Genomic DNA, 23,842 nt, shown 5'->3' with positions numbered 1-23,842 from the left:
GGGGTGAGGGGGGCGCCGCACCCGGCTCCGGCGCGCGAGGCGTCGGGGCCGGGTGTGGCGGTGGTGCGGTGGTCATCGGCGGGTGCCGGTTTTCAGTTCTTCGTAGGCCGGGGCGTCGCCCGAGCGGACTCGGGACCAGGCCTGTTCGAAGAGGGTCGGGATCGGTTGCCTCGGTGCGACGACCGTGCCGTGGGGTGGGGCCAGGGTGAAGCCGAACATGGTGGCCTTCCACGACTCCAGTGGGAGGTGGGGGGTTCCCAGCGGGAGCCAGCCGCCCGGGAGGAACAGGGTGCGGCCGGCTCGGGCGCGTTTCGCGGTCAGCACCAGGGTCGTCTCGGCCAGGGCGGCACGGGCCTTGCGGAGGCGGGCCGGTTTCCAGGCCGTCCACCTCGCCACGTTCGCGTCCGTCGGGTCCGGCAGGGCCAGGAGTTGCAGGTACAGCACCGCGGCGTCCTCGGGCAGCCCGAGCGTCGCCGCGACCTCCGCCACCAGGTGCGGCACGGAGAACGCCGGGTCCTGGAAGTACGCCTCCGGGTCGGCGCCCTCGGGTGCCACCGCCGCGCACGCGGCCTCGAAGTCCGCGTCCGCCACCAGGTCCAGCGCGGCCACGGCCTCGCGGGAGTTCGTCGTCTCCGCCGCCGCGACCAGCAGGTCGCGATCACCCGCCCCGACCAGCGCCGGGCGGATGATCAACCGGCAGTAGTGCTCGTTCACCCGGATCACCTCGAGCCAGCCGCGCACCGTGGTGGACGAGCCCACCGCGGGCACCTCGCCGGCCAGCGCCGTCACCGACTCGGCGTCGTGCCAGCCGCCGAAGTCCACCGCGAAACCCGGGTCCGCGACCCGCCGCCGGATCAGGTCGAGCGCCACCGGCAGCTTCGCGCGCAACGGCGACCCGGCGGGCAGCCGGTGCGCCAGCCACCGCAGCACCTGGGGCGCCGTCATCAGGTTCTCCTGGCTGAAGCCCTCGGGGTGCCTCGGGTTCAGGTCGGTGCCCTCCAGCCGCAGCCCCTTGTCCGTGGTGAGCCACACCGTGCTCTCCGGGTTGAGCACCGCCGTCACGTACTCGCCGGCACCCCGCGTCGGCAGCCGCTTGGTCGCGTCCACCAACACGTCGTCCGGCACCGGGCGGCGCACGCCGTGCTCGGCCGTCCACACCTCGGCGACCGCCGCCACGTCCGGACCGGAGGTCCACAGGTCGGCCGGGTCGGCGGGCACCGCCGCGGCGAGCAGCCGGTGCCGGTAGGTGTCGGACAACGGCTTGAGCCGCTCCTTCGCCGTCTTCGCCGCCGCCGCCGAGACGTCGAGCAGGTGCCGGTCGGCGGTCGACAGGTACGACGCGTCCCACCGGTCGACACCCGGCATGCCCGCCAGCAGCACGGTCGCCTCCGCGGTGCCCAGACCGGTGCGCTCGACCAGCGCCGGCACCGCCTCCGGCCGCCACGACAGCGGGCCGTTCTCGGCGAGCGCGGCCAGGAACCGGCGCACCCGGTCACCGCCGAACGGGCTGGTCACCCGCGTCTCCGAGGACACCACCCAGCCCTTGGGCAGGCTGTACGAACCCGGCGTCCGGGTGAACTGGACGCCCTCGTACTTGTCGCCCTCGCCGCGGTTCCAGTGCTCCGCGAACAGCGCGAGGAACCCGTCCGCGACCGGCGTGATCCGGTGCCGCGGATCGGCCGTCTTCTCCGGCACGACCACCTCGACCACGCGCCACTGCCCCGCGCCGTCCGCCAGGCCGTGCTCGGTCAAGGTGCGCAGCACCAGCACCAACGCCTCCCGCTGGTCCTGCGGCGTCAACGGCGACGCGGCGCGGTAGACCAGGGAACCCAGGTGCGGCAGCGCGTCGTACCACTCGGTGCTCGTGGTCGCGCCCAGCGCGCGGCCCTCGGGCTTGGCCTCCGCCGCCACCGCGCCCAGCTCGCCGATCAGCGCGGGCAGCTTGGTCGGTGTGCCGCCCGACCGCCCGGAGTTGCCGCCGGAGAACCAGGACAGCGCCTCGTTCACCACGCTCTCGGCCACGTCGGGGCCGGCCGGGGTGAACGCCGTCGGGTCGACCGTGCGGGCCGCCGACGCGATCTTCGCGTAACCCCGGTAGGACTTCAGCAGCTCGCCCGCGCGCCGCACCACGGCGACCACGCCGGCCAGCAGACCGGGGTGCTCCAGCCCGGGCAGCGCCTTGAGCACGGCCCGCTCCAGATCCTCGCGATCACCGCGGACCAGCGCGGTCAGCTTGCCGCGCAACGACTTCTCGGTCTTGCGCTCGGCCGCCGCCACCGCGATCAGCCCGTCGACGGTCTTGCGGTCGACACCGCGCAACGCCGCCGAGCCCGCCTCGTCGCGCGGGCGCAGCAGGTGCCACCAGTCCAGCGGCGGCACCAGCGGCGTGCCGGGCGCGCCGAACGAACGCCTGCCGCCCACCAGGACGGTGCCCAGCAGGGTGCCCTCCTCCTCGAGCAGGTGGATCTCGTTGCCGTTCTGGGCCAGCACCAGCCGACTGCCCGCGGGCAGGTTCAGCACGCCGACGGGCGGCTTCGCGCCGCGCGGCAACCGGACCCGGTCACCCGCCACGCTCTCGCCGAGCCACGAGCCGTCGGCCTCCTTGCGCACCCGCCACCCGTGCAGGCCCGAGGCGGCGCCCAGCGGGCTGGCCGCGGTCGCCTCGGTCGCGGGACGCAGGTCGCAGTCCGACAGCCGCAGCGTCGCGCCGTCGGCGGCGAAGTCCTCGATGAACGCGGGCAGGCTGTTGCGGCCGCGCTCGCCGGTGGCCGGGTCGACCTCCACCCAGCGCCACGCGCGGTCGTGGTGGTGCCCGCTCCACAGGGTCGTGCCGTCGCCGAACGCCACGTCCGAGACGGGCAGCGAGGTGTCGCCCGGGTGCACCGCGCGGTGGCCCGCGAAACGACCGCCGCCGGGCAGCGCGACGGACGGCTCGTGCTCGTCCCGGCTGTAGTAGTACGACCGGCTCGCGCCTTCCGGCTCGAACACCCGGTCCGGCGCGTCGCTCCAGTACGCCAGCGGACCGTCGGGGCCCTGCCAGCGCACCAGCAGCACGCCGTCGAACCACGCGGCCGTCGGCTCGAAGGACCAGCGGTTGCGGGCCTCGGGAGGCACCCGGGCGAGGTGCTCCAGCAGCACGCCGTCCGGCCCGACCACGACGAACTTCTCGCCCCGGCGCAGCACCAGCGCGGGCCAGCCCTCGCCGCAGACGACCGTGCTGTCGTCCTTGTCGTGCTGCGGCTCGCCGAGCAGCGCGACGGCCTCCTCCAGCGCCGGCCACTCCACCTCGTCCACCAGACCGGCGCGCAGCGTCGCGTGCAGGGCGGCGGCCACGTCGGTCTCGGCGAGGGTCTCGGCGGCCTCCGGCACGTCCGCGAACGCCTCCGGCACCCGCACGGCGGCCAGCCGGTCGAGCAGCAGGCCCAGGTCCGGCATCCCGGTGACGGCGACCTCGCCCACCCGGTCGGTCAACCAGCGGCGCAACGCGGAGCGCAGCCCCGGCACGGCCATCCCGGGCAGCAGCACCTCGGTCGCGGCGATGCCCGCGTTCACCGCGGTGCGGACGCACTCCACGAACGCGTTGCCCAGCGGGCCGACGAACCGCTCGTCGGCGGCCAGCGCGGCCAGGTCGCGGGCGCCGGGCTGCTCGTCGGCCAACCAGTGCGACAGCTCCAGCCGCAGCTCGCCGCGCTCCTGGTCGTTGACCGGCACGCCGCGCGCCACCAGCAGGTCGAGCAGGTCGAGCTCGCCCTGCCGCCACCCGCGCAGCACCACCACCGCGATGCCGTCCGCGACCAGCCGGTCGGCCATCTCGGCCACCAGGTCCAGCACGACGGCGGACCGGTCGACCGAGCGCCACCCGCTCGACCGCACCGCGAGCAGCGACGACAGCCACGCGGCGGGCGGCGTCGTGCCCTCCGGCGCGGTGCCCGTCAGGTACTCGAACGCGCCGCAGTCGCGCAGGATCTCCACCCACGTGTCCAGCGCGTTGACCGAGGACGGCACGAACGACAGCAGTCGGACGCGCACCTCCTCGGACTTCTTCGCCAGCGCCACCAGCGAGTCGCGGTAGAACTTCCAGAACGACGCGGTGGCCCGGTTGATCGAGGAGCTGTCCAGCACCGCGGCCAGCAGCCGCTCGTCCTCGGTGCGCAGGTCCCGCTTGGCGGCCTTCGCCAGCCGCCGCAGGTCCTCGGGCATGCCGGTGTAGGGCGGCAGCCCGCCCCGGGTCCGCTCCACGCACAGGGTCAGGAACAGCTCGTAGGCGGCGTCCACGTCGTGCTTGCGCGCCAAGCCCTTCGCGTGCGCGGACAGCGCCTTCGCGGTCAGCGCGCCGGCGAACGCGAACTCCAGGAACACCTCGCGGATCCGCTCCGGGTCGACCTTGAGGTCGTGCACCTCCTCGGCCTCCCGCGCCTTGCCGAACATGGTGGCCGCGAACGTCGTGTTGCCGTGCTCGAGGAAGATCCGGCCCGCCTGCTCGTAGAACGTCGGCAGGAAGTGCGGCGCGGACCGGCCGAGCATCTCGCCCAGCGCGGTGAACCCGTCCTTGGCGGCGCCCGCCCGGGACCGCGCGGTGCGCGCCAGCCGCTCGACGTCCTTGACCAGGTTGAGCGCGTGGTGGCCGTTGGCCGGGTCGTTGACCAGCGCCCACGCCGGGAACCCGAGCGCGCTGCGCCGACCGGTGCCGACCTCGGCGGTGCGCGCGGGCGCGGCGAACCCGAGGTACTCGCAGGTCAGGTCCTCGGCCTTGCCCAGGACCGCGGGCACCAGCCGGACCACGACCCGGTCGCCGAGACCGGGGTGGGTGTAGTGCCGGGCGGTGATCGTGTCCCGGTCCTGGCCCGCCGCGGCCGTACCGGGCAGGATCGCGCCCGCCGAGATCAGGGTGGACTCGTCCTCGCGCACGTTCTTCTTCCTCACTGGCCCGCCACCGCTTCCTCCACGACGCGACCGGCGTACACCGTCGACGCCATCCGCATGCCCTCCGACCACGCGACCGGCCCGACCTCGGCCAGTGGCACGGACGTGCCGTCCTCCAACGCCCAGCGCAGGTCGCCGGTCCACGTCTCGCCCTCGGGGTAGTCCGAGCCGAGCCAGTAGCGCGCCTCGACCACCCGGCCGCCCTCGAACGCCGAGTACACCGCGTCGCCGCCGCGCACCGGGTAGCCGAGCGTGCGGCACCGGCCGAGCGCGTGGTTGAGCTGCTCGAACTTGCCGCCGGAGTAGGCGTCCACCGAGTTCTTGCCCGCCGGGAACGACTCGGGCCGGGCGAAGGTCTGCCGGAACAGCTGCTGCACCTTCTGCTCCACGCCGAGCTCGGCGCCGAACTCGCGCAGCTCCTCCAGATCGGCGAGCAGCACCGGGTGCGGCACGTCGACCGCGTCGGGGCGCACGCGCACCGTGTCACCGTCCACAGTGACCACGCCGAGCCCGCGCTCCGGGTCGGCGTCGCGCAGGAAGCCCACCTCGCCGTCGGCCGAGACCACCAGGTCGCGCAGCGCGCCGGCCCACGACGGGTCCGCCCACGCCTCGACGACCACGGCGGTCGGCACCGGGAGCGAGCGCACCATCCAGCCGTCCACAGCGGACAGGCACTCGGCCTCGTGGCGCGCGAGCCACTCGGCGAGCTGGCGCAGCTGCACCACCTGCGGATCGTCCTTGATGGACGCGGGCACCGAGGAGAGCAGCTTTCCCTTGCCGTTGCGGCACTGGACGCGACCGTTCTCCCCCAGCCGCACCTGGTACCCGGACGCGGCGTCGAGCCAGCCCACGGTTCCTCCTGCGAGTCGTGTTCGAAGTGATGATCGGGACGTTAGCGACGACCACCGACAAAAATCGCGCGATCGGCTCCGCCCGCAACCTCGATGTGACCTGCCACCAGGACTTTCAGTCCACCGAAAGAGGCAGCCCGAACGGTCCGAAGTGCTCCGCGCCCAGGAACGAGGTCACTTCCGCGACCAGTCCGTCGCGCAGCGTCAGGACGTTGATCGACCACGCGGTGTGCGGACCGCCGTCGGTGCCGAGGTAGCACGCGACGGCGGCCGTGCCGTTGGCCCACGTCGGCAGGTGCCGCCACGAGCCGCACGAGCCCATCGGCACCGTCACGACGAAGTCCCGCACCGCCGCCACGCCCCGGTACCAGCGCGGCAGCGGCGGCATCGACCACGTCACGTCCTCGGTCAGCAGGGCGACCAGCGCGTCCGCGTCGCCCTCCTCCAGCGCGGCCGAGTAGCGGGCCACGACCTCGCGCGTGCGCGCGTCGGTGGGTCGGGCGGCGGGCGTGGGCGCCTTCGCCGCGAGCACCCGGCGTGCCCGGGCCAGCGCGGAGTTCACCGAGGTCGCGGAGGTGCCCATGATCGCGGCGATCTCCGCCGCCGGCAGCCCGACCACCTCGAACAGCAGCAGCGCGGCCCGCTGGTTGCCCGGCAGGTGCTGGAGCGCCGCGACGAACGCCAGTTCCACCGCCTCACGCCGCTCGTAGGCGCCGTCCGGGCCGAGGTCCGGGTAGGGCCCGAGCCACGCCACGTCGGTCCGCGGCGCGTCGCCGACCACGACCCGGTCGCCGGACGGCCCGAGGTCCACCGGCAGCGCCCGCCGGCCGCGGGCCCGGATCGCGTCCAGGCACGTGCGGGTGGCCACCGCGTACAACCACGACCGCACCGAGCTGCGCCCCTCGAACCCGGCGAACCCGCGCCACGCGCGCACCAGGGCCTCCTGGAGCGCGTCGTCGGCGTCGTGGCCGGATCCGAGCAGCCGGTAGCAGTGCGCGTGCAGCTCGCGGCGCAGCGGGGCGACCAGCCTGCCGAACGCGGCGTCGTCGCCGGCCCGCGCCGAGCCGACGTCCGCGGGAAGTTCGGGCACGGGCGACGATTCTGCCGGATGGTGGGAGTCACCACTCCCGACCCGATCGGAAAGGACTCCCATGAGCCACCTGGAAGTACCCGACGCACGGCTGTACTACGAGGTCAGGGGCTCCGGCCCCCTCGTGGTGCTGGTGGGCGCGCCGATGGACGCGCAACCGTTCGAGCCGCTCGCGGACCTGCTGGCGACCGACCACACGGTGCTGACCACCGATCCGCGCGGCATCCGGCGCAGCACCGTGGCCGACCGCGGCGCGGACTCGACCCCCGAGCTGCGCGCCGACGACCTGTCCCGGCTGATCGCGCACCTGGACGCGGGACCGGCGACGGTGCTCGGCTCCAGCGGTGGCGCGGTGAGCGCGCTGGCCCTGACCCAGGCGCACCCGGAGCAGGTGACGACGGTGATCGCGCACGAGCCGCCGGTCACCGAGCTGCTGGAGGACGTCGAGGACCTGCGCGCGCGGACCGAGGACATCGTCGCGACGCACCGGTCGGGCGACGTGGAGGGCGCGCTCCGCAAGTTCCTCCTGCTGGCGAACCTGCACCTGCCGGAGCAGATCGTCCGGCAGATGGTGGACGACCGCGACGAGCAGGCCACCGCCGACGCGGACTACCAGAACGACCGGATGATGCGCCCGACGGTGTACTGGCGGCCGGACCTCGCGCTGCTGCGGTCGGTACCGAGCCGGGTGGTGATCGGCATCGGCGAGGACTCGACCGGTCAGCTGTGCGACCGCACGTCACGCGCGCTGGCCGACGGCCTGGGCGTCGAGCCGACCTCCTTCCCCGGCGGTCACGTGGGGTTCGCCGAGGACCCGAAGGCGTTCGCCGAGCGCTGGCGCGCGGTGCTGTAGTCGACCCGGGAACGGGCCGGACGCCCCCCGCTGGTGCGAGGGGCGTCCGGGTGTGGCCTGGATCAGGCCGAACGCCAGAGGGCCGGCACGTTCGGCGGCTCCCAGCCCGGCTGGGCCAGGTGGCCCTGCAAGCACACGTACGAGGAACCGCCGTAGGTCACGGTGGCGCCCGCCGCGTACTGGGTGCCCGCCGCCCACGAACCACCGGGCTGGGTCGGCGCCGTCGTCGTCGTGGTGGACGTCGTCGTCGTCGTCGGCCCGGTGGGCTTGGTGGTGGACGTGGTCGTGGTGGGACGCGTCGTGGTGGGCGTCTGCTTGACGTTCAGCACGAAGTCGTACGCACCGGTCTTGGCGGTCCCGTTGGTACCCATCGTCATCAGCAGACGCGGGTCGTAGATCGTGTCGGTGCTGTTCCGCGGCTCGTTGGGGAAGTAGAGCTGCGTGGTCAGGATCCGACCGCCGGGCGCCTGGACCTTCACGTGGATGTGCCGCGTGCGGCCCGGGTACAGGCCCGGGACGATGGTCGACAGGCTGAACTTGCCGGAGGCGTCGGTGTACTGGTGCCCGCGGAAGGTGAACCCGCTGTTGTCGTAGTTGCCGTTGTTGTCCGCCTGCCAGAAGTCCAGCAGGGCGTTCGCGATCGGCTGGCACGACAGACCGAAGACGTAGCCGGACACGGTCAGCCGCGTGCCGGGCGTGCTGCCCGTCACGAGCACGGAGCGCTCGGGCGAGTTCGGCTTGAAGTACGGACCCTCGGTCTGGTCGATCGTCGGCGCGTCGCCGTCGTGGCAGTCCGGGGTCAGCTCGACCTTGCCGCCCGTGGCGGGCAGCGTGCGGGCCAGGGCGGGCACGCCCATCAGCGCGGCGGGCACCGCGACGCCGGCGGCGACCGCGGCCTTCAGCACGGTCTTCCTGGTGAGGCGCCGGTCACCGGACTCTTCGGTTGCGTCGTGGTCGCCGGGCAGGGAGGCGTCCATGCTTGCTCCTCGTTGGTGGGATTCGGGAATTCATCACGAACGTACGGAGGCCGCCCGACTCCGACGATGGACTGGACCGGCTGGTCGTGGTGAATCTCGCGGTCCGTGATAACTGTGAACATCGCTCACCGAAGGGTCACCGCCGTCGCGCCGGAAGTGGCCGGGGCTGACACCCGTCTCACGACGGAAGAAGCGGCAGAAGTACGCCGGGTCGCCGAACCCGACCCGGGCCGCGACCTGCCGCACCGACAGGGCCGTCCGGACCAACAACCGTTTGGCCTCACGGGCGCGCGCCTCCCGGACCAGTTGCGAGGGCGTGCGCCCGGTGGCACTTTTCACCGCGTCGGTGAGGTGTCCCGGTGTCACGCCGATGCGTTCGGCGTAGGCCCGCACGGACCACAGCTCGAGGTCGGTCCGGCCGGTGAGCCTGGTGAACTCCTGCGCCACCCCACCGGGGCGCGACGGCGCCACCGCGTGCGAGGCGGGCAGTCTGGCCGCGCGCACCACCAGCACGTGCAACAGGGACCGCAGCACGGTCTCCACGCCCTCCGCGCCGGACTCGTGCTCCTCGAACAGGTCCGCCACCAGCCTCCCGGTGCGCTCGTCGGTGTCGGGGTCCAGGCTGAGCCACGGCCGTTCCGCGAGCCGGCGCAGCGTGTCGCGGTCGACGGGGTGGTCGATGAGGAAGTCGTCGGTGAACAGCACGACGTACCCCTCCAGGCCCTCCGCGCTCTCCCAGTGGTGCACCTGACCGGGCGCGATGAAGCACAGGTGCGGCGGGCGCACCTCCCACCGGGCGAAGTCGACGACGTGCGCACCGGTGCCGCCGGTGACGTAGACGATCTCGTGGAACGTGTGCCGGTGCGGGAAGTCGGCCCGGGACAGCGGCCCCAGGCTGTCGAACGTCCCGATGACGAACGGGAGCGCGTTGGGGATCGGCACTTCCAGCCGGTGCATGGGCAGCTCGCCGTCCCGTGGCGCGTGGCAGGGCGTTCCGGTTAAGACGGTCGTTCCGCGCATCGCTCTCTCCTGATTAAGGTCCAGACCAATCGTGCGTGAACTCACCATGACATGTCGGGGCCGCGCGGAAAACACGCCGTTGCACGGGTTGACAACGGCGTTTTCCCGGCGTTCGCCACGTCAGGGCGGGCCGGCGGCGGTCCTGCCTGCGGAGTGCGGAGCCCAGGTCGTGGTGAAAGCGGCCCAGACGAGCGGCGTGGCGGCCGGATCCCCGGTGGATTCCCAGCGTGTCGCGCGTTCGCGCTGCCAGTCGTTGAGCGCGCGGACGGGGTCGTCGGCCGCCTGCGCCGCGTCGACCGCGAGGACGGTGGGCCCCAGCACGGGCTCGGCCGGGAACCCCGGCGCGAGCGCGGTCAGGCCCGCGTCGGTGGGCAGCGTCCACCTGGTCGCCGCCACGAATTCCGCACCACCGTGTACCAATGTGGTGACCAGACCGGACGGCTCGGCGAACCGCACGTCCCCACCGCTCTCGCAGGCCACCAAGGCGACCCGGTTCGGGATCCGCCACGGTCGCGCCGGTCCGGGCCGGTGGCCGAGCGCGAGGTCCGCGGCGGTCAACGGCCGGTGCGCGCCCAGCGGCGCCGCGCGCCCCGTCGTGGCCAGGCCGCAGGACAGGTGCAACCGGGCGTCCAGCGCGTGGCCGCCGGTCGTCACGTGGCCGACGTAGAGCAATCGCGCCGCGCCGGCCAGCGCGGCCTCGAGTTCGTCCCGGTCCACCGGACGGCGGACACCCAGCGACGCCAACGCGGGCACCGGCGCGGGCAGCACCGAGCCGAGCGCCGAGTGGTCGGCGAACCCGGGCACCGGCGGGTCGAGCACCGCCACCACCGTCCCCTGTGGACGGAACGGCGACACCCGGCGGCCCGGCCCGTTGGCCACCGTCGCGGGTGCCAGCGCGCACACCTCCACCAGGTGCACCAACCGCTCCGCCTCGTCCACCCGCAAGGCCTCCCACGGCACCAGCGCGGTCGACGGCGACGGCTGCACCCGCAACCGCGGCCGCACGCCCTGGTCCAGCCACCCCTGCAACTCGACCGCCAGTTGCGCCGGCAGCAAAGCCCGGGACAGCGCGCCGGCCAACGCGATCTCGCGCTCCCGGTCCAGCAGCGGACCACCGGTCAGCGCCCGCTGCAACGCCGCGTCCGCGTTCTCGCCGGGCAGCGGCGAGGGCACCGCCGCGGCCCACCGCGCCACCGCGTCCGCGACCAGCTCCCGGGGCAGCACCAGGGCGCGCGGCCGGGTCGGGTCGTGCTCCCAGCGCCACGACAGGTACAGGTCGCCCGCGTCCACCAGCTTGAGCTGCACGGTCACCACGACGACACCGCCAGGCCCGAGCGCACCGCGACGCCGTAGCGCCGCTCGGCCACGTCGATCCAGTGGTCCACAGTGGATGGTGTCGCCGGGTCGACCCGAACCCTGGGCGGCAGCGCGAAACCGGCCGAGGCGAACGCCGGGTCGGCACCGGTCACCAGCCCGGACGCCGCGTGGGGCAACGACTCCGCCTCGGGCGCGGGCGGCACCGGCAGGTCGACCACCTCCAGCGGCAGCGCGACCGCCGACACCGCCGCGCCCAGCGACACCGAGCCGGCCAGGTGGTCGACGTACTCGGCGGCGAGCAGCAGGTCGCCCACCGCGCGCACGGCAAGGAACGCGGCGCGGACGGTGGGCGCGCAGGCCCGGGCCACCCACCGCTCGCGCAACGGCCCCGGGGGGAACCGGTGCCGCACCGCCTCGGCGGCCAGCGCGGCGGGCAGGCCGAGGTCCAGCGCGCGTTGCGCGAGCACCCGCCGTTCCGCGCCGGAGACCGCGGCCGCCCGGCGCACCAGCGCGTCCACCCGCCACCACGTCAACCCCAGGTCGACGTGCCACATGCCCGCCTCGGCGCACCGCCGGGACGCGATCGCGAACCACTCGTCCGCCGCGTCGTGCTCGCCGAGCGACTCGAACGCCGCCGCGCGCAACGGCGGTTCGGCCAGCAGCAGCCGCGGCGTGACGTACGCGGCCACCGCGCGGTCCAGCAGCGCCAACGCCTCCCGCCCCTCGCCCCGGGTCACCCGCACCGCCGCGCGGCCGACCAGGCACGCCGACAGCGACACCGGATCCTCGGCCGCCAGGGCCTCCGCCCGGTCGTACCAGGCGTCCGCCGCGTCGTGGTCGGACCGCAGGTAGGCCAACCGCGCCAGGCTCACCAGCGCCGCGGCCTCGCCCGCCGGGTCGCCCGCCGCGAACTCCCCGGCCAGCCCCAGGTGTTCGGCCGCGCCGGCCGGGTCACCGGTCGCGTCGGCGATCTCCGCCAGCGTCCGGTGCACGTCCGCGGCCAGCGCGGCCGACGTGCCGTAGGCCAGGTCGAGCGCGGCGTTCGCGGCGGCGGACGCCTCGGCGAAGTGCCCGCCCGCCGCCAGCACGGACGCGCGCGCGGCCCGGGCGAACGGCTCTACTTCCGCCACCCCGTGCGACATCGACGGCAGCAGGGCCAACGCCTCGTCCACGTCCGCCAGCGCCGCCGGCAGCCGAACCTCCCGCAACCGCTGCCGCGACCGGGCGATCAGCGCGTTCGCCAGCACCACCGCGCCGTCGCCGCCGTCGGGCAGCGCCACGACCGACCGGGCCGCGGCGACCGCCTCGTCCGCCCAGCGCGCCGGGTCCGCGCCGACCAGGTGGGTCAACGTCGCGGCCCGCCACCGCGCCGCCTCGTCGTCGTCGGTGGTGATCGCCCGGTACGCGCCCTCGAAGTCCTCCAGCGCGTGGCACTCGACAACCGCGCGCCACCGCGCGGGGAACTCGCCGACGGGCACCTCCGCCAACCCCCGGAACGCGGCGGCCCGGCGCTCGTCACCGAGGTGCTCGGCGACGATCGCGCGGTTGGTGTAGAGCTGCGGCACGAAGGCGGGGTCGTGCCGCAGCGCGACGTCCAGCGTCCGCACCGCCTGCTCCTCGGCCTCGTCGGCGCGACCGGCCATCATCAGCAGGGCCACCCTCGTGGTGCCCAGCAACACCTCCAGCTCGGGCGTACCGCCGGGCAGCAGCCCCTCCAGGTCCGCCCACGCCTCGTCCCAGCGCCCCAGCCACGGCAGCAGGTCGGCCCGGGCGACCAGCGCCCGCACCCGCGCCTCGCCGACCTCGGTCGAGGCCACCCGCGTCAGCAGGTCCACCGCGCCCTGCCGGTCACCGGTCAGGTCGACCGCGTGGGCCGCGTTGACCAGCAGGAGCCCCCGGTGCGAATCCGGCGCCGTCGCCGCGGCCGCCTCGAACTCGGCTCGCGCGCCCCGGTGGTCACCCGCCTCCATCAGGCGGACGCCCTCCAGGTTGCGCTCGCGCCAGGTCACCGACCGGCCACCCGCTCGGTGAGGGTCGCCTCCGCCGCGCCGACCCTGGCCAGCGCGTAGGCGACCACCGCCGCCCGGCGCGGTGCCGCGTCCGGCTCGGGCGCCACCGGCTCGGCGAAACCCGGCGCGTACACGGTGAGCACCCGGCGGTCGGGCGGGAGCAGCAGCGCGGTCGCGGGCGCCGGCGCGGACCCGGTGAGCCGACCCAGGTCGTCCACGCCGTCCACGACCACGTCCAGGTCGCCGAACCGGGCCGCCAGCGGCACCCCGCCGCGCGGTCCGGCGGGCACGACCACGTCCAGGAACGTGCCGCCGTCCCGCCGGGCCACCGACCACGTCGCGGGCGCGGCCGCGTCGACCACGCCCTGCGGCACCAGGTTCCAGTCGACGGAGGACTGTCCACTGAGGACCACAAGGCCGGCTTCGGCACTGCCGCCCGCCGCCAGCGCGAACGCGGACCGCCGGGGCACGACCTGATCCGGCACGACGCCGTAGTCCTCGGCGACCTCGACCAGCCGGGCCACCAGCGCGTCCACCTCGGGGTCCGAGGTCGCCGCGGCCACCGGGCCCACCTCCGCGAGCGCCCGCGCGGTCGCGTCCGGGTCGTCCAGCAGGTGCTCGACCGCCGCCACCGCGAGCGCGCGTTCGGCGTGCAGCAGCACGGGGTCCAGCGCGGGCACCCCGGCGCTCGCCGAGGCGGGCCACCAGGACCGGGCCCAGGACAGGTGCGCGGCCACCCGGCACGCGTCGCGGACCCGCCGGTCGCCCTCCTCCGGCACGTCCACGTCCTCGCCCGCCAACACCGCGTCCGCCGCCGCGCCGTAGACCTCCCACAACCAGTCCGCGGCGCGCGCCTCGTCGTGCACCCGCACCGCGGGCACCGGCGAACCCGCCAGCACGTCCCACGCCAGCAGCGCGCCGTCGGCCTCCAGCAGCGCCGTGCGCTCCGGGAACGCGGGCCACCCGTTCGGCCTCATGAAGGCGCCTCCCGCTCCAACACCGACCGCAGCCGGTCCCGCTGGTCGAGCACCACCGACCGCAGCACGCCGTCCAGCACGTCCCACAGCTCGTCGGCGGTGATCACGTCGTCGCGCAACTCCCGGCCGTGCACCCGGACCCACAGCCGGCGCAGGTAGGCCTCGCGCACGCCGTGCACGTCCGCGAGGACGCCCGCCGGCACCGCCGACGGCGCGCGCAGCACCCGGTGCACGTAGGCCTCCCGGTCCCACCGGGCGCGCAACCGGGCCGCCGCGCCGGCCGCCGGCACCGGTCCGACCAGACCCGCCGACGCCTCCCGGCCGAGCACCAGCACCACCCGGCCCTCCTCCAGCGCCAGCTGCCACGGACCCGCGACGCGCGCGATCTCCTTGCGCACCAACGAGGGCACGTCGTCCAGCTCGGCCCGCCTGCCCGCGTCGGTCAACGGCGCGAACAGCCGTTCCACGATGGACCGGTCGAACGGCTTGGGCAGGTTCCGCTTGGACGCGCTCTCGCCGATCTCCGGCGGTGCGACCAGGTCCCGGTCGGTGAGACCGTGCGCGAGCGCGACACCCGGCCGGTCCAGCTCGGCCGCGCCCGCGGTGCCGGCGAGGTCGCGGACCAGCGCGGCGAACAGCGCCCGGTCCGGCTCGATCGCGCACGTGGCCAGGAAGTCCGCGGTGGACGAGCCCGCCGGCAGCGGGCGCGGCGCGTGCATCGCGGTCCACGTCGCGGCCAGCAACCGGGTCAGCTCGCCCGCGTTCGCCGCGTCGGTGACGAAGCTGCGCAGCCCGGCGACCGTCGGACCCTCCCGGCCGTGCACGTCGGCCAGCACCTCGCCCGCCCGCTCCGCCGCGTCCGGCCCGGGTTCGCCGTGCCCGACGGCGAGTTCGTAGCAGCGCTGGAAGTACAGGTCCTGCGGGTTGCCCTCGGTGATCCGGCGCCGGCGGCGTTCACCCTTCAGCACCAGGAACCAGCTCGCGGTCGCGGCCAGCACCGGCCCGGCGTCGGTGATCCGGGCGCGCAGCGCGTCCACCCGGTCGATCGGCACCGCGCCCGCCGCGAAGTCCGGGTTCTGCACCGGCCGCAGCACGAGCGGGTCGAGGATCAGCTTCACCGTGCGGGCCAGGGGGCGGCCGGCGACGTTGCTCAGCGGCGCGACCGCGTCACCGAGCGTCGCCCACGCCTGCGCGACGAGCACGCCGCGGGGCAGCGCCGCCTGCGTCCCGGTGCTCGCCACGACGTCGAGCCTAGCCGGAAACCCCAGGTGAAGGATCTGATCGTGATGATTTCTGTGACCGGTAGGCGACCGCGGTACCGCAAGCTTGTGCCACCAACCGAGCAGGGAGAAACCCCATGTACCCCACACCGCAGCAGTACTCGCCGGTGGCGCCCTACGAGACGCCGCGACGTCGCCGCCTCAGCTTCGGGCCGTTCCTGGTCGTGCTGCCGCTGGTGCTGTTCGCCGGGTTGTTCTTCGGACTGTCCTTCCTGGCCTCGCCGGAGCCGGACATCGAGGTGCAGCAAGGCGTCGGCCACGCCAGGGTGCAGGGCCGCGACGTCGTCCTGGTGCCCTACGCCCGGCACGGCGCGCGGGGCATGTTCCAGCTGATCTTCCGCGACATGTTCCAGGTGCGGCTGTCCGCGACGGACCCGGCGACCGGCGAGTCGCTGTGGGACACGCAGTTGTCCGACGAGCTGATCTGGGAGGCGGACGTGCTGGGCGCGGGCGACAAGTACGCCTACGTGGCCACCGACTCGGGCTTGCGGATCCTCGACCTGGCCGACGGCGACCTGGTCGCGCAGGGCGACGGGATCACCGGGTTGGGCTCGGGGTACGTGGCGGCGCGCGGCGCCTACGCCTACGACCCGGAGGGCGGCCGGGTGCTCGCGATGAACGCGAACGGCGACGTGCTGGCGATCCCGGTGGACCAGACGGCCGCCGCGCCGGTCGACCAGGCCACCGCCGCCGCGTGGGTCGGCAGGCTCACCACCGACCACAAGACCGTCCGGTACGACACGACCAAGCGCGAGGCCGCGGTGGACGGCGGGCAGTTGGTGGTCCGCGAGCGGCCGAACGGCGCGCCGGGCAAGGTGCTCGTGCGGGTCGCGGCGGACGGTCAGGAGACGCCGGTGGGCGACGCCGCGTTCCAGAACGCCTCGATCGTGGTGGACGGCGACCGGGCCGCGGGCGCCGCGGCCGGCTCCGTGCTGGTGCACCACCAGCGCTCGGTGAACGACAAGGGCTGGGCGGTCAGCCTGGTGTCCCTGGCCACGGGTCAGGTCACCGGCACCCAGCCGGTCGCGTCCTCGCTGACCAGGGTGCTCACCACGCCCGACGGCGGCACGCTCGTCACGACCGACGACGGCGTCCTGACCGCACGGGACGGCAAGCTCACCGCGCTGGCCGTCGGCGCGACCGACTTCTTCGGCTCCCCCTCCTAGTCACCCTTCCCCCTCACACCAAGGAGCAACGACCATGAAGACCGCCGCCTGGATCTCGCTGGTGATCTCCCTCGTCCTGACCGGCCTCTGGGTGGCCGGCGGACTGACCGGCGACGACGAGTTCGCCTGGCTCAACGGCTACCTGGCCGGCCCGATCGTGCTGATCTTCGTCGTGCCGATGCTGTTCACCTTCTCCAAGGTCTTCGGCGGCGCGATGGCGCAGTTGCGCGGCGAGCTGCCCCAGGACTTCGCCGGCGCCCCGATCGGCATGGGCACGGTGGTCGGCGTCGGCCGGACCGGCCTGAGCATCAACGACCAGCCGCAGCTCGCCATCCAGCTCCGGGTCGACACCGTCGACGGCCGCACGTTCCCCGCGACGGCCAAGCAGATCGTGGACCTGACCGAGCTGGGCGCCGTGCAGCCGGGCGCGGTGCTGCCGGTGCGGTACCTGCCCGACGGCCGGGTGGTGCTGGCGACCGACGCGTCGCAGCAGGAGTTGCAGCACGCGCTGGACCGCATCCAGCTCGCGAAGGGCCTGGTGACGCCGAACCAGCTGCGGATCAGCGAGCAGGGCGTGGACGCGCAGGCGGTCGTGCTGGCGATGGTCCCGACGGGCGAGGTGCGCGACGGCCGCACGGTGGCCCACGTGACGCTGCGCGTGACCCGGCCGAACGGCACGATGTTCGACCTGGTGCAGGAGAAGAACCTGGTGCCGAGCGCGATCCCGCAGGTGCAGCCGGGCATGGTGGTCCGGGTGAAGTACCTGCCCTACGACGAGTCCGAGGTCGCGATCCTCACCGCGCTCAACCGCTGACCCGCGATGACGTCGACCGGGGAGCCGGGCGTGGCCGACGAGCCCGCCCGGCCCGCCCGCACCGCGAGAGGCCGAGGGCCGCAGCGCCAACCGCGCTGCGGCCCCGTCCCCGAACCCGACCGACGCCTACCACGCCGCCCGGGTTCTCCCCCGGAGCGCGACGCCGCCCACACGGCGCCCGCGCCCACCGGTCCTTCCCCACACACCCGTTCCGAGTGCATCACGCGGTACCGACCCCACCGGGTTGCACGACCCGCCACATCCGCCGGCGGCCGAGCGCCCACTCCCCCGGCCGGCCAGTCGGACACCGAACCCGTCCGCCCCGCGCGCCCCTGATCACGCCCCTGATCAAGACGCTGATCCCGAGCGAGTCGAACCCCGCCGGTCGCACGCGCGCCCCCCGCCACCGGCCGCCCCGCCCGAGTGCCCTCGCGGTTCCCGGCCCGCCGGTCTCGGCCCACGGTCGCCGCGCCCGGGTGCACTCGCCGTTCCCGGCTTCCGCCGCCCTGCCCGCGCCCGACCTGCGTCCAACCCACCGGGCGGACGTCGCCGGCAGCCCTCGCGGCACCGTCCGAAACGCCCCGCCGTTCCCGGCCGGTCATCTGGCCCGACGGACGCCGGCCGAGCGGCCGCGGCGTTCCACTTCCTCCGCCAGTTCGCGCCAGGCGTCACCACAGGCCCGGGCCAGGTCCGCGACGACCGGCGCGCAGTGCGGCGGCACGGCGGCCACCACGGCGGCCCGGTCCTCGGCGAGCACGGTCCGCATGCCGAGCCACCGCAACAGCAGCCGCCCCTCGGCCCGGAACCTCAGCGACGGGTCGCGGGTCAGCGAGCGGAGCAGGGCCAGGTGGTCGGGCGCGGGCTCGACCTCGCGGGCCCGGCGGGCGCGCAGACCGGGCGGCACCGGGTCGTCGCCGCGTGCCGCCCGGGCGCGCACGTCGCTCGCCGTGCCCACCGACACCCCTGCCTCGCGGGCCAACCGGCGCACCGACATCCCGGGCGTCGCCTTGACGAGCTCGTAGGCCCGCCGGCGGCCGGCGATCGGGTCCAGCGGCCGCACCCGGCCGTCCCGGCCGACCCGCGTCCCGCCCCGCGCGCCGACCCGCGACCGCGACCGGATCGCCGCGACCGTCTTGGCCGCCAACCCCGCCGCCGCCGCGATCGCGCGGTCCGACCACTCGGGGTGCAGGTCGATGATCCGGGTCGCCGCCGCCTCCCGGTCGGCGGCCGTCAGCGGCAGCCCGCTCTCCGTGTTCGACCGCACGGCCAGCACGAACGCGTCCCGCGACGACCCCTCGTGGAACCGCGCGTCGATCTCCCGGTCACCGCGCAACCGCGCCGCGCGCACCCGGTGCACCCCGTCGACCACGGACATCGTCGCCCGGTGCACCACGATCGGCGGCCACGGTGTCGCCGCGTCGGCCAACGCCCGCACGTGCGCCGCGTCCGCACCGGCACGCACCCGGTGGTCGAACCGCAGCGGGTCGACCGGCAGGCGCACCACTTCGGGCCCCACCCGGTCCCACTCGGACCCGTCCTCGGCCACGCCCACCCGCCACTCCTCTCGCCGCGCCACACGGGAGGGTGCTCCTGGTCGCTACCCGTGCGCGCCCCGTCGACTACCCGGCCGGCCGACGCGGACGCACCCGCACACCAGCAGACCGGCCATGACCAGCCCGAACACCGGCAACCCGAGCAGCAGCGCGATCGCCGCGTGCAACCCGAGGCCGAGCACCAGCACGACCCGCCGCCGCCCCGCGGGCACCGCCACGGCCAGCACCAGCTGCACCGCGATCACCGACCACGTGAGCACCGGCAGCGCCCACCCGACCGCGACCGCCGCGACCGGGTCCAGCAGCACCCGCGGCAGCCCGAACTCCGGGTCGTGGAACACCACCCGCAGCGCCGTACCCGCCCGCCACGCCGGGTCGCGCAGCTTCGACACCGCCGCGTCCAGGTACACCACCGTCGTCTGCACCCGCAGCACCAGCAGTGCCGCCAGCGCGCTTCCCCGCCACGCGGGAGCGAGTGGCGTGCCGAGCGGCGCCCACTGCCACCACCGCCGGTCGCCCAGGCACAGCGGCACCACCAGCAGCGCGGTGATCTGGGCGATCCGGTCGCCGCCGTTGGCCGTCGAGGAGCACGCCGCGAAGCCGAACGCCACGTACCAGTGCGGCACGCACGTCCAGCGCGGCGCGAAACCGGCGGTCACCAGCGTCGCGACCACCACCGCCACCACCCGCGCGGGCCAGGACGGCCCCAGCACGCACCACAGCCCGAGCGCGCGGATCCCGTCGCACCGGGGACCGCCCGGGAACAGCACGTCGTCGGGGTTGACCGCGACCACGACCAGCAGCGCCAACCCGAGCAGGCTGCGCCCGACCGCGAGGAACGCCCCGCGCGGGTCGAAGCGCGCGCTGTGCCGTTCCACGAACGCGTTCAGCACCGGGGCACCACCAGGGCGATCCGGTGCACGTGCCGCGGTGGCACGGACAGCCGCCGCTCACCGTCCCGGGTCACCCGTTCGACGGATAACGCCACCGGCGCGCAGAGCAACGCGCCACCCGCCCGGTTCTCGGTGTGAAACGTCAATCCGGCGTCCAGCGCGAAACCGCAGGCGCGGTACCCGACGTCACCGCAACGCTGCCAATAGCGCTCCGGTATTCGCACCGCGAGTGCCCGCAATTCCTTCTCGTAGGAATCGTCCAAGCGGCGCAGGCCACCCAACCGGTCGTCCCACAACCGTCGTTCCCGCACCGGGTCCAATCGCCCGTCGGAAAGTCGGCGATAGGCCACCAGGACGTCCTGCTCGGCCGGCGTGAAAAAGGCCCAGCCCTGTGGCCAGAGCACTTCGTACGCGTCCAGCCGGCGCAGCGCGCCGTCCGGCAGGACGAACCGCGCGTGGGCCAGACAGGCGACGATCAGACTGGTCAGCAGCAGTGCGACGGTGACCAGGAAACCGCGGGACGCGGCGCCGTGCCGCGCCGGTGAGGCGAACACCAGACCGACTCCCGCCCCGACCTCCTCACCGCTTGATGGTGCCCTGGAGCACCGTCCCGGACACCACGTGGTTCGGTGAATCCGCGGTCGGCGCCGGACCCGGATCGGTACCGGTCGCCAGCACCGCCACGACCAATGCCGCGGACAGCGCGAAACCGACCAACAACGCTCGCATGGAGCCCCCAAGGAACTTTTTTCAACCGGTGCGTGCGGCGGAGCCGCGGAACACACGGCGGGATCCACCACCGGGCGACGGCCGTCGGCCAGCCTATCCACACCGGCTATTGCCCTGCTACCGGTCGACTACTTCTGGTAGACCTGACCCCGTGGCGCAGCGCGCGCATTGCGAGTCGAAGGTGGTCGGCGCGGTGGAATTCCGGGTACTCGGCCCACTGGAGGTGCGCGCGTCCGGTGAGGTCGTGCGGGTGCCGGGCGCGCGCCAGCAGCGACTGCTCGCCCTGCTCCTGCTCAACGCGAACCGCGTGGTGCCCGTCGACCGGCTCGTCGAGGAACTGTGGGAACAACCGCCGCGGTCGGTGCGCCAGCAGGTGCACAACGCGGTCGGCAGCCTGCGCGCGTTGTTGACCGCGCCGGGCGGCGGTGTCGGCATCACCCGCGCGGACGTCGGCTACCGGCTCGACGTGCCGGAGGACGCGGTCGACGCGCACCTGTTCGCCCGGACGGTGCGCGAGGCGGCCCGACCCGACCGGCCGGCGGACGACGCGATCGCGCTGCTCACCGAGGCGTTGGCGCTGTGGCGCGGCGACGCGCTGGCCGGGTTGGACGGTCGGGCGATCACCGGCGCGGCGGCCGGGTTGGACGAGCAGCGGCTGGCCGCGGTCGAGGAGCTGATGGCGCTGCGGCTGGACCGGGGCGAGGCGGGCGGCCTGATCGCGGACCTGCGCCGGCTGGTGGCCGACCACCCGCTGCGGGAGTCGTTGCGCGGTCACCTGATGCGCGCGCTGCACCGGTGCGGCCGGCAGGCCGAGGCGCTGGAGGTCTACGACCAGGGCCGCCGCACGCTGGCCGAGGAGCTCGGCCTCGACCCGGGTCCGCGATTGCGCTCGCTGCACGCGGAGATCCTGGCCGAACGGGACCAGCCGCGCGCCGCCGTGGCGACCGCCGAGCCACCGAGACAGGCCAGGGCCACCCGGTCCTACCTGCCGCACGACATCCGCGACTTCTCCGGCCGGTCGGCCGAGCTGGTCCGGCTGCTGGCCGAAACCAGGGGCGTGCTGCCGACCGCGCTGGTGATCACCGCGATCGACGGCATGGGCGGTGTCGGCAAGACCACGCTCGCGGTCCACCTCGGGCACCAGGTCGCGGACGACTACCCGGACGGCCAGTTCTTCATCGACCTGCACGGGTTCAGCCCGGGCGTCGACCCGGTCACCCCCGAGCAGGCGCTGGACGCCCTGCTGCGGGACAGCGGCGTGCCGCCGGAACTGGTGCCGTACGGGCTCGAGGGGCGCGCCGCGCGCTGGCGGTCGGCGATGGCGGGCAGGCGGGCGCTACTGATCCTGGACAACGCGATCGACGCCGCGCACGTGCGCCCGCTGCTGCCGGGCGCGGCCGGTGTGCTGGTCGTCGTCACGAGCAGGCGCAAGCTGGCCGCGTTGGACGGCGCGGTGCCGATGTCGCTGGACGTGCTGCCGGCGGCGGACGCGGTGGCGCTGTTCACCCGGGTCGCGGGTCCGGACCGGGTGGCGGCCGAGCCGGAGGCCGCGGCGACCGCGGTCGAGCTGTGCGGCCGGCTGCCGCTGGCGATCCGGATCGCCGCCGCCCGGCTGCGCGACCGCGGCACGTGGACGGTGTCGGACCTGGTCGACCGGCTGGCCAGCAGGCGGATGCGGTTCCTCCAGGTCGACGGCCGCAGCGTGAGCCACGTGCTGACGATGAGCTACCGATACCTGCCGGGCGCGCAGCAGCGGCTGTTCCGGCTGCTGAGCCTGCACCCCGGCACCGACTTCGACCCGCACGCCGCCGCCGCGCTCGCCGACTGCCCGCCGGAGCAGGCCGAGTTCCTGCTGGACGCGCTGTTCGACGCGAACCTGCTCAAGCAGAGCACGACCGGCCGCTTCTACTTCCACGACCTGGTGCGGGACTGCGCCCACCAGATCCTCACCGAGACCGAGGACGAGGCCCAGCGCCGCACCGCGCTGCACCGCCTGCTGGACTACTACGCGCTGGCCGCGCACCACTGGTCGCGCGACCTGGACAACCGGGTCTACCCGCTGCCGCCGCGCGTCGACCACCGGCCCGAGGTGCCGCCCGCGCCCACCGCGCAGGACGCGATCGCGCTGCTGCGCACCGAGTACCGCAACCTGATGGCGGTGGCCAGGTTCGCCGCCGAGCACGACTGGCACGACCACGCGTGGCAGCTCGCGTGCTTCCTCCAGCCCGCGTTGCGGGACCGCAACTACGGCGAGGGTTCGGCCGAGGTGTTCGACCGCGGCCTGCGCGCCGCCCGGCGCACCGGCGACGTGCGCGGCGAGGCGGCGTGCCTCCAGGGGTTGGCCGCGGTGTGCCGGGAGCGCGGCTCGACCGAGGAGGCCGCGGCGCACCTGCGCGCCGCGCTGGAGATCGGCCGCACCCTGGGCGACCGCGAGTGCGAGGCCGCGCAACTGGTCGAGCTGGGCAACCTCCACCTGGCCGAGGAGCGGCTGGACGAGGCGCACGGCGCGTTCGCGGCGGCGGGCGACCTGGTGGCCGACCTGCCCGACTCGCCGCTCGGCGCGGCGATCGCGAACAACCTCGGTGTGGTGCACCGCGATCTCGGCCGGTACGACGAGGCGCTGGCCGCGTTGCGGAAGGCGTTGCGCGCCAAGGGTTCGGAGCGGTTCCCGCAGGCCGAGCTGCTGACCGCGTGGAGCATCGGCGCGGTGCGGCACTACCAGGGCGCGCACGACGACGCGGTCCGCGAGTTCTCCCGGATCCTGCGGGAGAGCGAGCAGCGGGGCTTCGAGCACGGCGAGGCGGTGGCGGTGCTCGGGTTGAGCGCGGCCCGGCGCGCGCTGGGCCTGCTGGACGAGTCGCTCGCGCTGGGCCGCCGGTCGCTGGCGCTGGCGCGCAAGCTCGACCTGCCGCTGCTGGAGTGCGAGGCGCTGAACGCGATCGGCGAGACCACGTTCGCGCTCGGCGAACCGGAGCAGGCCGAGAAGGTGTTCACCCAGGCGGTCGAGTACGCGCGGCAGTACGACGCGCCGCGGTACCGGGCGCGGGCGCTGGAAGGCTTGGCGCACACCGCGATGCGCCGCGGCGAGACCGGTGAGGCGAGGCGGTGCTGGGAAAGCGCGGTGCGGCTGTACCCGCGCGGCATGGCGGACGCCGAGTACGCCCGGGTGCACCTGGCGGGCGCGCCGACGTGCTTCCGCTGCGCGGTGCAGTCGACCAGCCACAGTGGACGGTGAGTAGGTCCACTGTGGACCGAAGGGGCCGGCGCACCGCCAACCGGGTGAGGCCCGCCGGTCGGAATGGGGACTCAGCGTGATGCGGACGGCCGCCGAGGTTCAGTCCCGGGCTGCTCGCCGACCGCCCGCATCGGTGTGATACTGGTCGGCACCCG

General features: G+C 74.8%; 17 protein-coding genes. 4 read left to right on the top strand and 13 right to left on the bottom strand.

The annotated features are described in order from the left end of the window. Positions 1–72: 72 nt before the first annotated feature. From AB0G50_RS13760 to AB0G50_RS13750, 3 genes are all read right to left on the bottom strand, one after another. Positions 73–4,923 carry a hypothetical protein gene (locus tag AB0G50_RS13760; RefSeq protein ID WP_360106848.1) on the bottom strand — a complete coding sequence of 1,617 codons (4,851 nt, stop codon included), beginning with the start codon at positions 4,921–4,923 and terminating at the stop codon, positions 73–75. Then, positions 4,920–5,774 (bottom strand): DUF4132 domain-containing protein, encoded by an 855-nt coding sequence (locus tag AB0G50_RS13755; protein WP_360106845.1) that lies wholly within the window; start codon positions 5,772–5,774, stop codon positions 4,920–4,922. The genes AB0G50_RS13760 and AB0G50_RS13755 overlap by 4 nt, the downstream gene beginning before the upstream one ends. A gap of 115 nt (positions 5,775–5,889) precedes the next feature. Next, positions 5,890–6,864: a sigma-70 family RNA polymerase sigma factor gene (locus AB0G50_RS13750; RefSeq protein WP_360106842.1), complete on the bottom strand. Its 975-nt coding sequence runs from the start codon at positions 6,862–6,864 to the stop codon at positions 5,890–5,892. 61 nt (positions 6,865–6,925) lie between these two features. Between AB0G50_RS13750 and AB0G50_RS13745 the strand changes: the two genes are divergently transcribed. Further along, positions 6,926–7,717 carry an alpha/beta hydrolase gene (locus tag AB0G50_RS13745; protein WP_360106839.1) on the top strand — a complete coding sequence of 264 codons (792 nt, stop codon included), beginning with the start codon at positions 6,926–6,928 and terminating at the stop codon, positions 7,715–7,717. Positions 7,718–7,779: 62 nt separating this feature from the next. Here AB0G50_RS13745 and AB0G50_RS13740 read toward each other — a convergent pair whose 3' ends face one another. The 6 genes from AB0G50_RS13740 to AB0G50_RS13715 all read right to left on the bottom strand — a co-directional run bounded on the left by AB0G50_RS13740 (position 7,780) and on the right by AB0G50_RS13715 (position 15,258). Beyond that, positions 7,780–8,694: a carbohydrate-binding protein gene (locus AB0G50_RS13740; RefSeq protein ID WP_360106836.1), complete on the bottom strand. Its 915-nt coding sequence runs from the start codon at positions 8,692–8,694 to the stop codon at positions 7,780–7,782. 33 nt (positions 8,695–8,727) lie between these two features. After that, positions 8,728–9,651: a helix-turn-helix domain-containing protein gene (locus AB0G50_RS13735; RefSeq protein WP_360106833.1), complete on the bottom strand. Its 924-nt coding sequence runs from the start codon at positions 9,649–9,651 to the stop codon at positions 8,728–8,730. A 183-nt stretch (positions 9,652–9,834) separates the two neighbouring features. After that, complete coding sequence (locus AB0G50_RS13730; protein WP_360106830.1) at positions 9,835–11,028, bottom strand: CHAT domain-containing protein; 1,194 nt, start codon at positions 11,026–11,028, stop codon at positions 9,835–9,837. Next, positions 11,022–13,040: a hypothetical protein gene (locus tag AB0G50_RS13725; protein ID WP_360106827.1), complete on the bottom strand. Its 2,019-nt coding sequence runs from the start codon at positions 13,038–13,040 to the stop codon at positions 11,022–11,024. Before AB0G50_RS13725 ends, AB0G50_RS13730 begins: the two co-directional genes overlap by 7 nt. Continuing rightward, complete coding sequence (locus AB0G50_RS13720) at positions 13,037–14,017, bottom strand: hypothetical protein (protein ID WP_360106824.1); 981 nt, start codon at positions 14,015–14,017, stop codon at positions 13,037–13,039. The genes AB0G50_RS13725 and AB0G50_RS13720 overlap by 4 nt, the downstream gene beginning before the upstream one ends. Continuing rightward, positions 14,014–15,258: a hypothetical protein gene (locus AB0G50_RS13715; protein ID WP_360106821.1), complete on the bottom strand. Its 1,245-nt coding sequence runs from the start codon at positions 15,256–15,258 to the stop codon at positions 14,014–14,016. The genes AB0G50_RS13720 and AB0G50_RS13715 overlap by 4 nt, the downstream gene beginning before the upstream one ends. A gap of 116 nt (positions 15,259–15,374) precedes the next feature. Between AB0G50_RS13715 and AB0G50_RS13710 the strand changes: the two genes are divergently transcribed. Both AB0G50_RS13710 and AB0G50_RS13705 read left to right on the top strand, forming a co-directional pair. Then, positions 15,375–16,463: a PA2928 family protein gene (locus tag AB0G50_RS13710; protein ID WP_360106818.1), complete on the top strand. Its 1,089-nt coding sequence runs from the start codon at positions 15,375–15,377 to the stop codon at positions 16,461–16,463. 34 nt (positions 16,464–16,497) lie between these two features. Then, on the top strand, positions 16,498–17,277 hold the full coding sequence (locus AB0G50_RS13705; RefSeq protein ID WP_360106815.1) for a hypothetical protein: 780 nt from the start codon (positions 16,498–16,500) through the stop codon (positions 17,275–17,277). A 598-nt stretch (positions 17,278–17,875) separates the two neighbouring features. Here the strand turns inward: AB0G50_RS13705 and AB0G50_RS13700 are convergent. The 4 genes from AB0G50_RS13700 to AB0G50_RS13685 are packed head-to-tail and all read right to left on the bottom strand — an operon-like array spanning position 17,876 to position 20,452. Next, the gene (locus tag AB0G50_RS13700; protein ID WP_360106812.1) at positions 17,876–18,829 is read right to left on the bottom strand and encodes a ParB/RepB/Spo0J family partition protein; all 954 of its coding nucleotides are present in this window, start codon (positions 18,827–18,829) and stop codon (positions 17,876–17,878) included. Between the two features lie 45 nt (positions 18,830–18,874). After that, positions 18,875–19,723: a hypothetical protein gene (locus AB0G50_RS13695; RefSeq protein ID WP_360106809.1), complete on the bottom strand. Its 849-nt coding sequence runs from the start codon at positions 19,721–19,723 to the stop codon at positions 18,875–18,877. Next, positions 19,717–20,277 carry a hypothetical protein gene (locus AB0G50_RS13690; RefSeq protein ID WP_360106806.1) on the bottom strand — a complete coding sequence of 187 codons (561 nt, stop codon included), beginning with the start codon at positions 20,275–20,277 and terminating at the stop codon, positions 19,717–19,719. Before AB0G50_RS13690 ends, AB0G50_RS13695 begins: the two co-directional genes overlap by 7 nt. Positions 20,278–20,302: 25 nt before the next feature. Continuing rightward, positions 20,303–20,452, bottom strand: a complete 150-nt coding sequence (locus AB0G50_RS13685; RefSeq protein ID WP_360106803.1) for a hypothetical protein — start codon at positions 20,450–20,452, stop codon at positions 20,303–20,305. Positions 20,453–20,645: 193 nt separating this feature from the next. Between AB0G50_RS13685 and AB0G50_RS13680 the strand changes: the two genes are divergently transcribed. Further along, on the top strand, positions 20,646–23,687 hold the full coding sequence (locus AB0G50_RS13680) for a BTAD domain-containing putative transcriptional regulator (RefSeq protein WP_360106800.1): 3,042 nt from the start codon (positions 20,646–20,648) through the stop codon (positions 23,685–23,687). The last annotated feature ends 155 nt before the right edge of the window (positions 23,688–23,842 follow it).

It is taken from the genome of Actinosynnema sp. NPDC020468 (genome assembly GCF_040642015.1).
Lineage (GTDB): Bacteria > Actinomycetota > Actinomycetes > Mycobacteriales > Pseudonocardiaceae > Actinosynnema.
The sequence above is the reverse complement of the archived record's forward strand: the minus strand, read 5'-3'. Positions and strand labels throughout refer to the sequence as shown.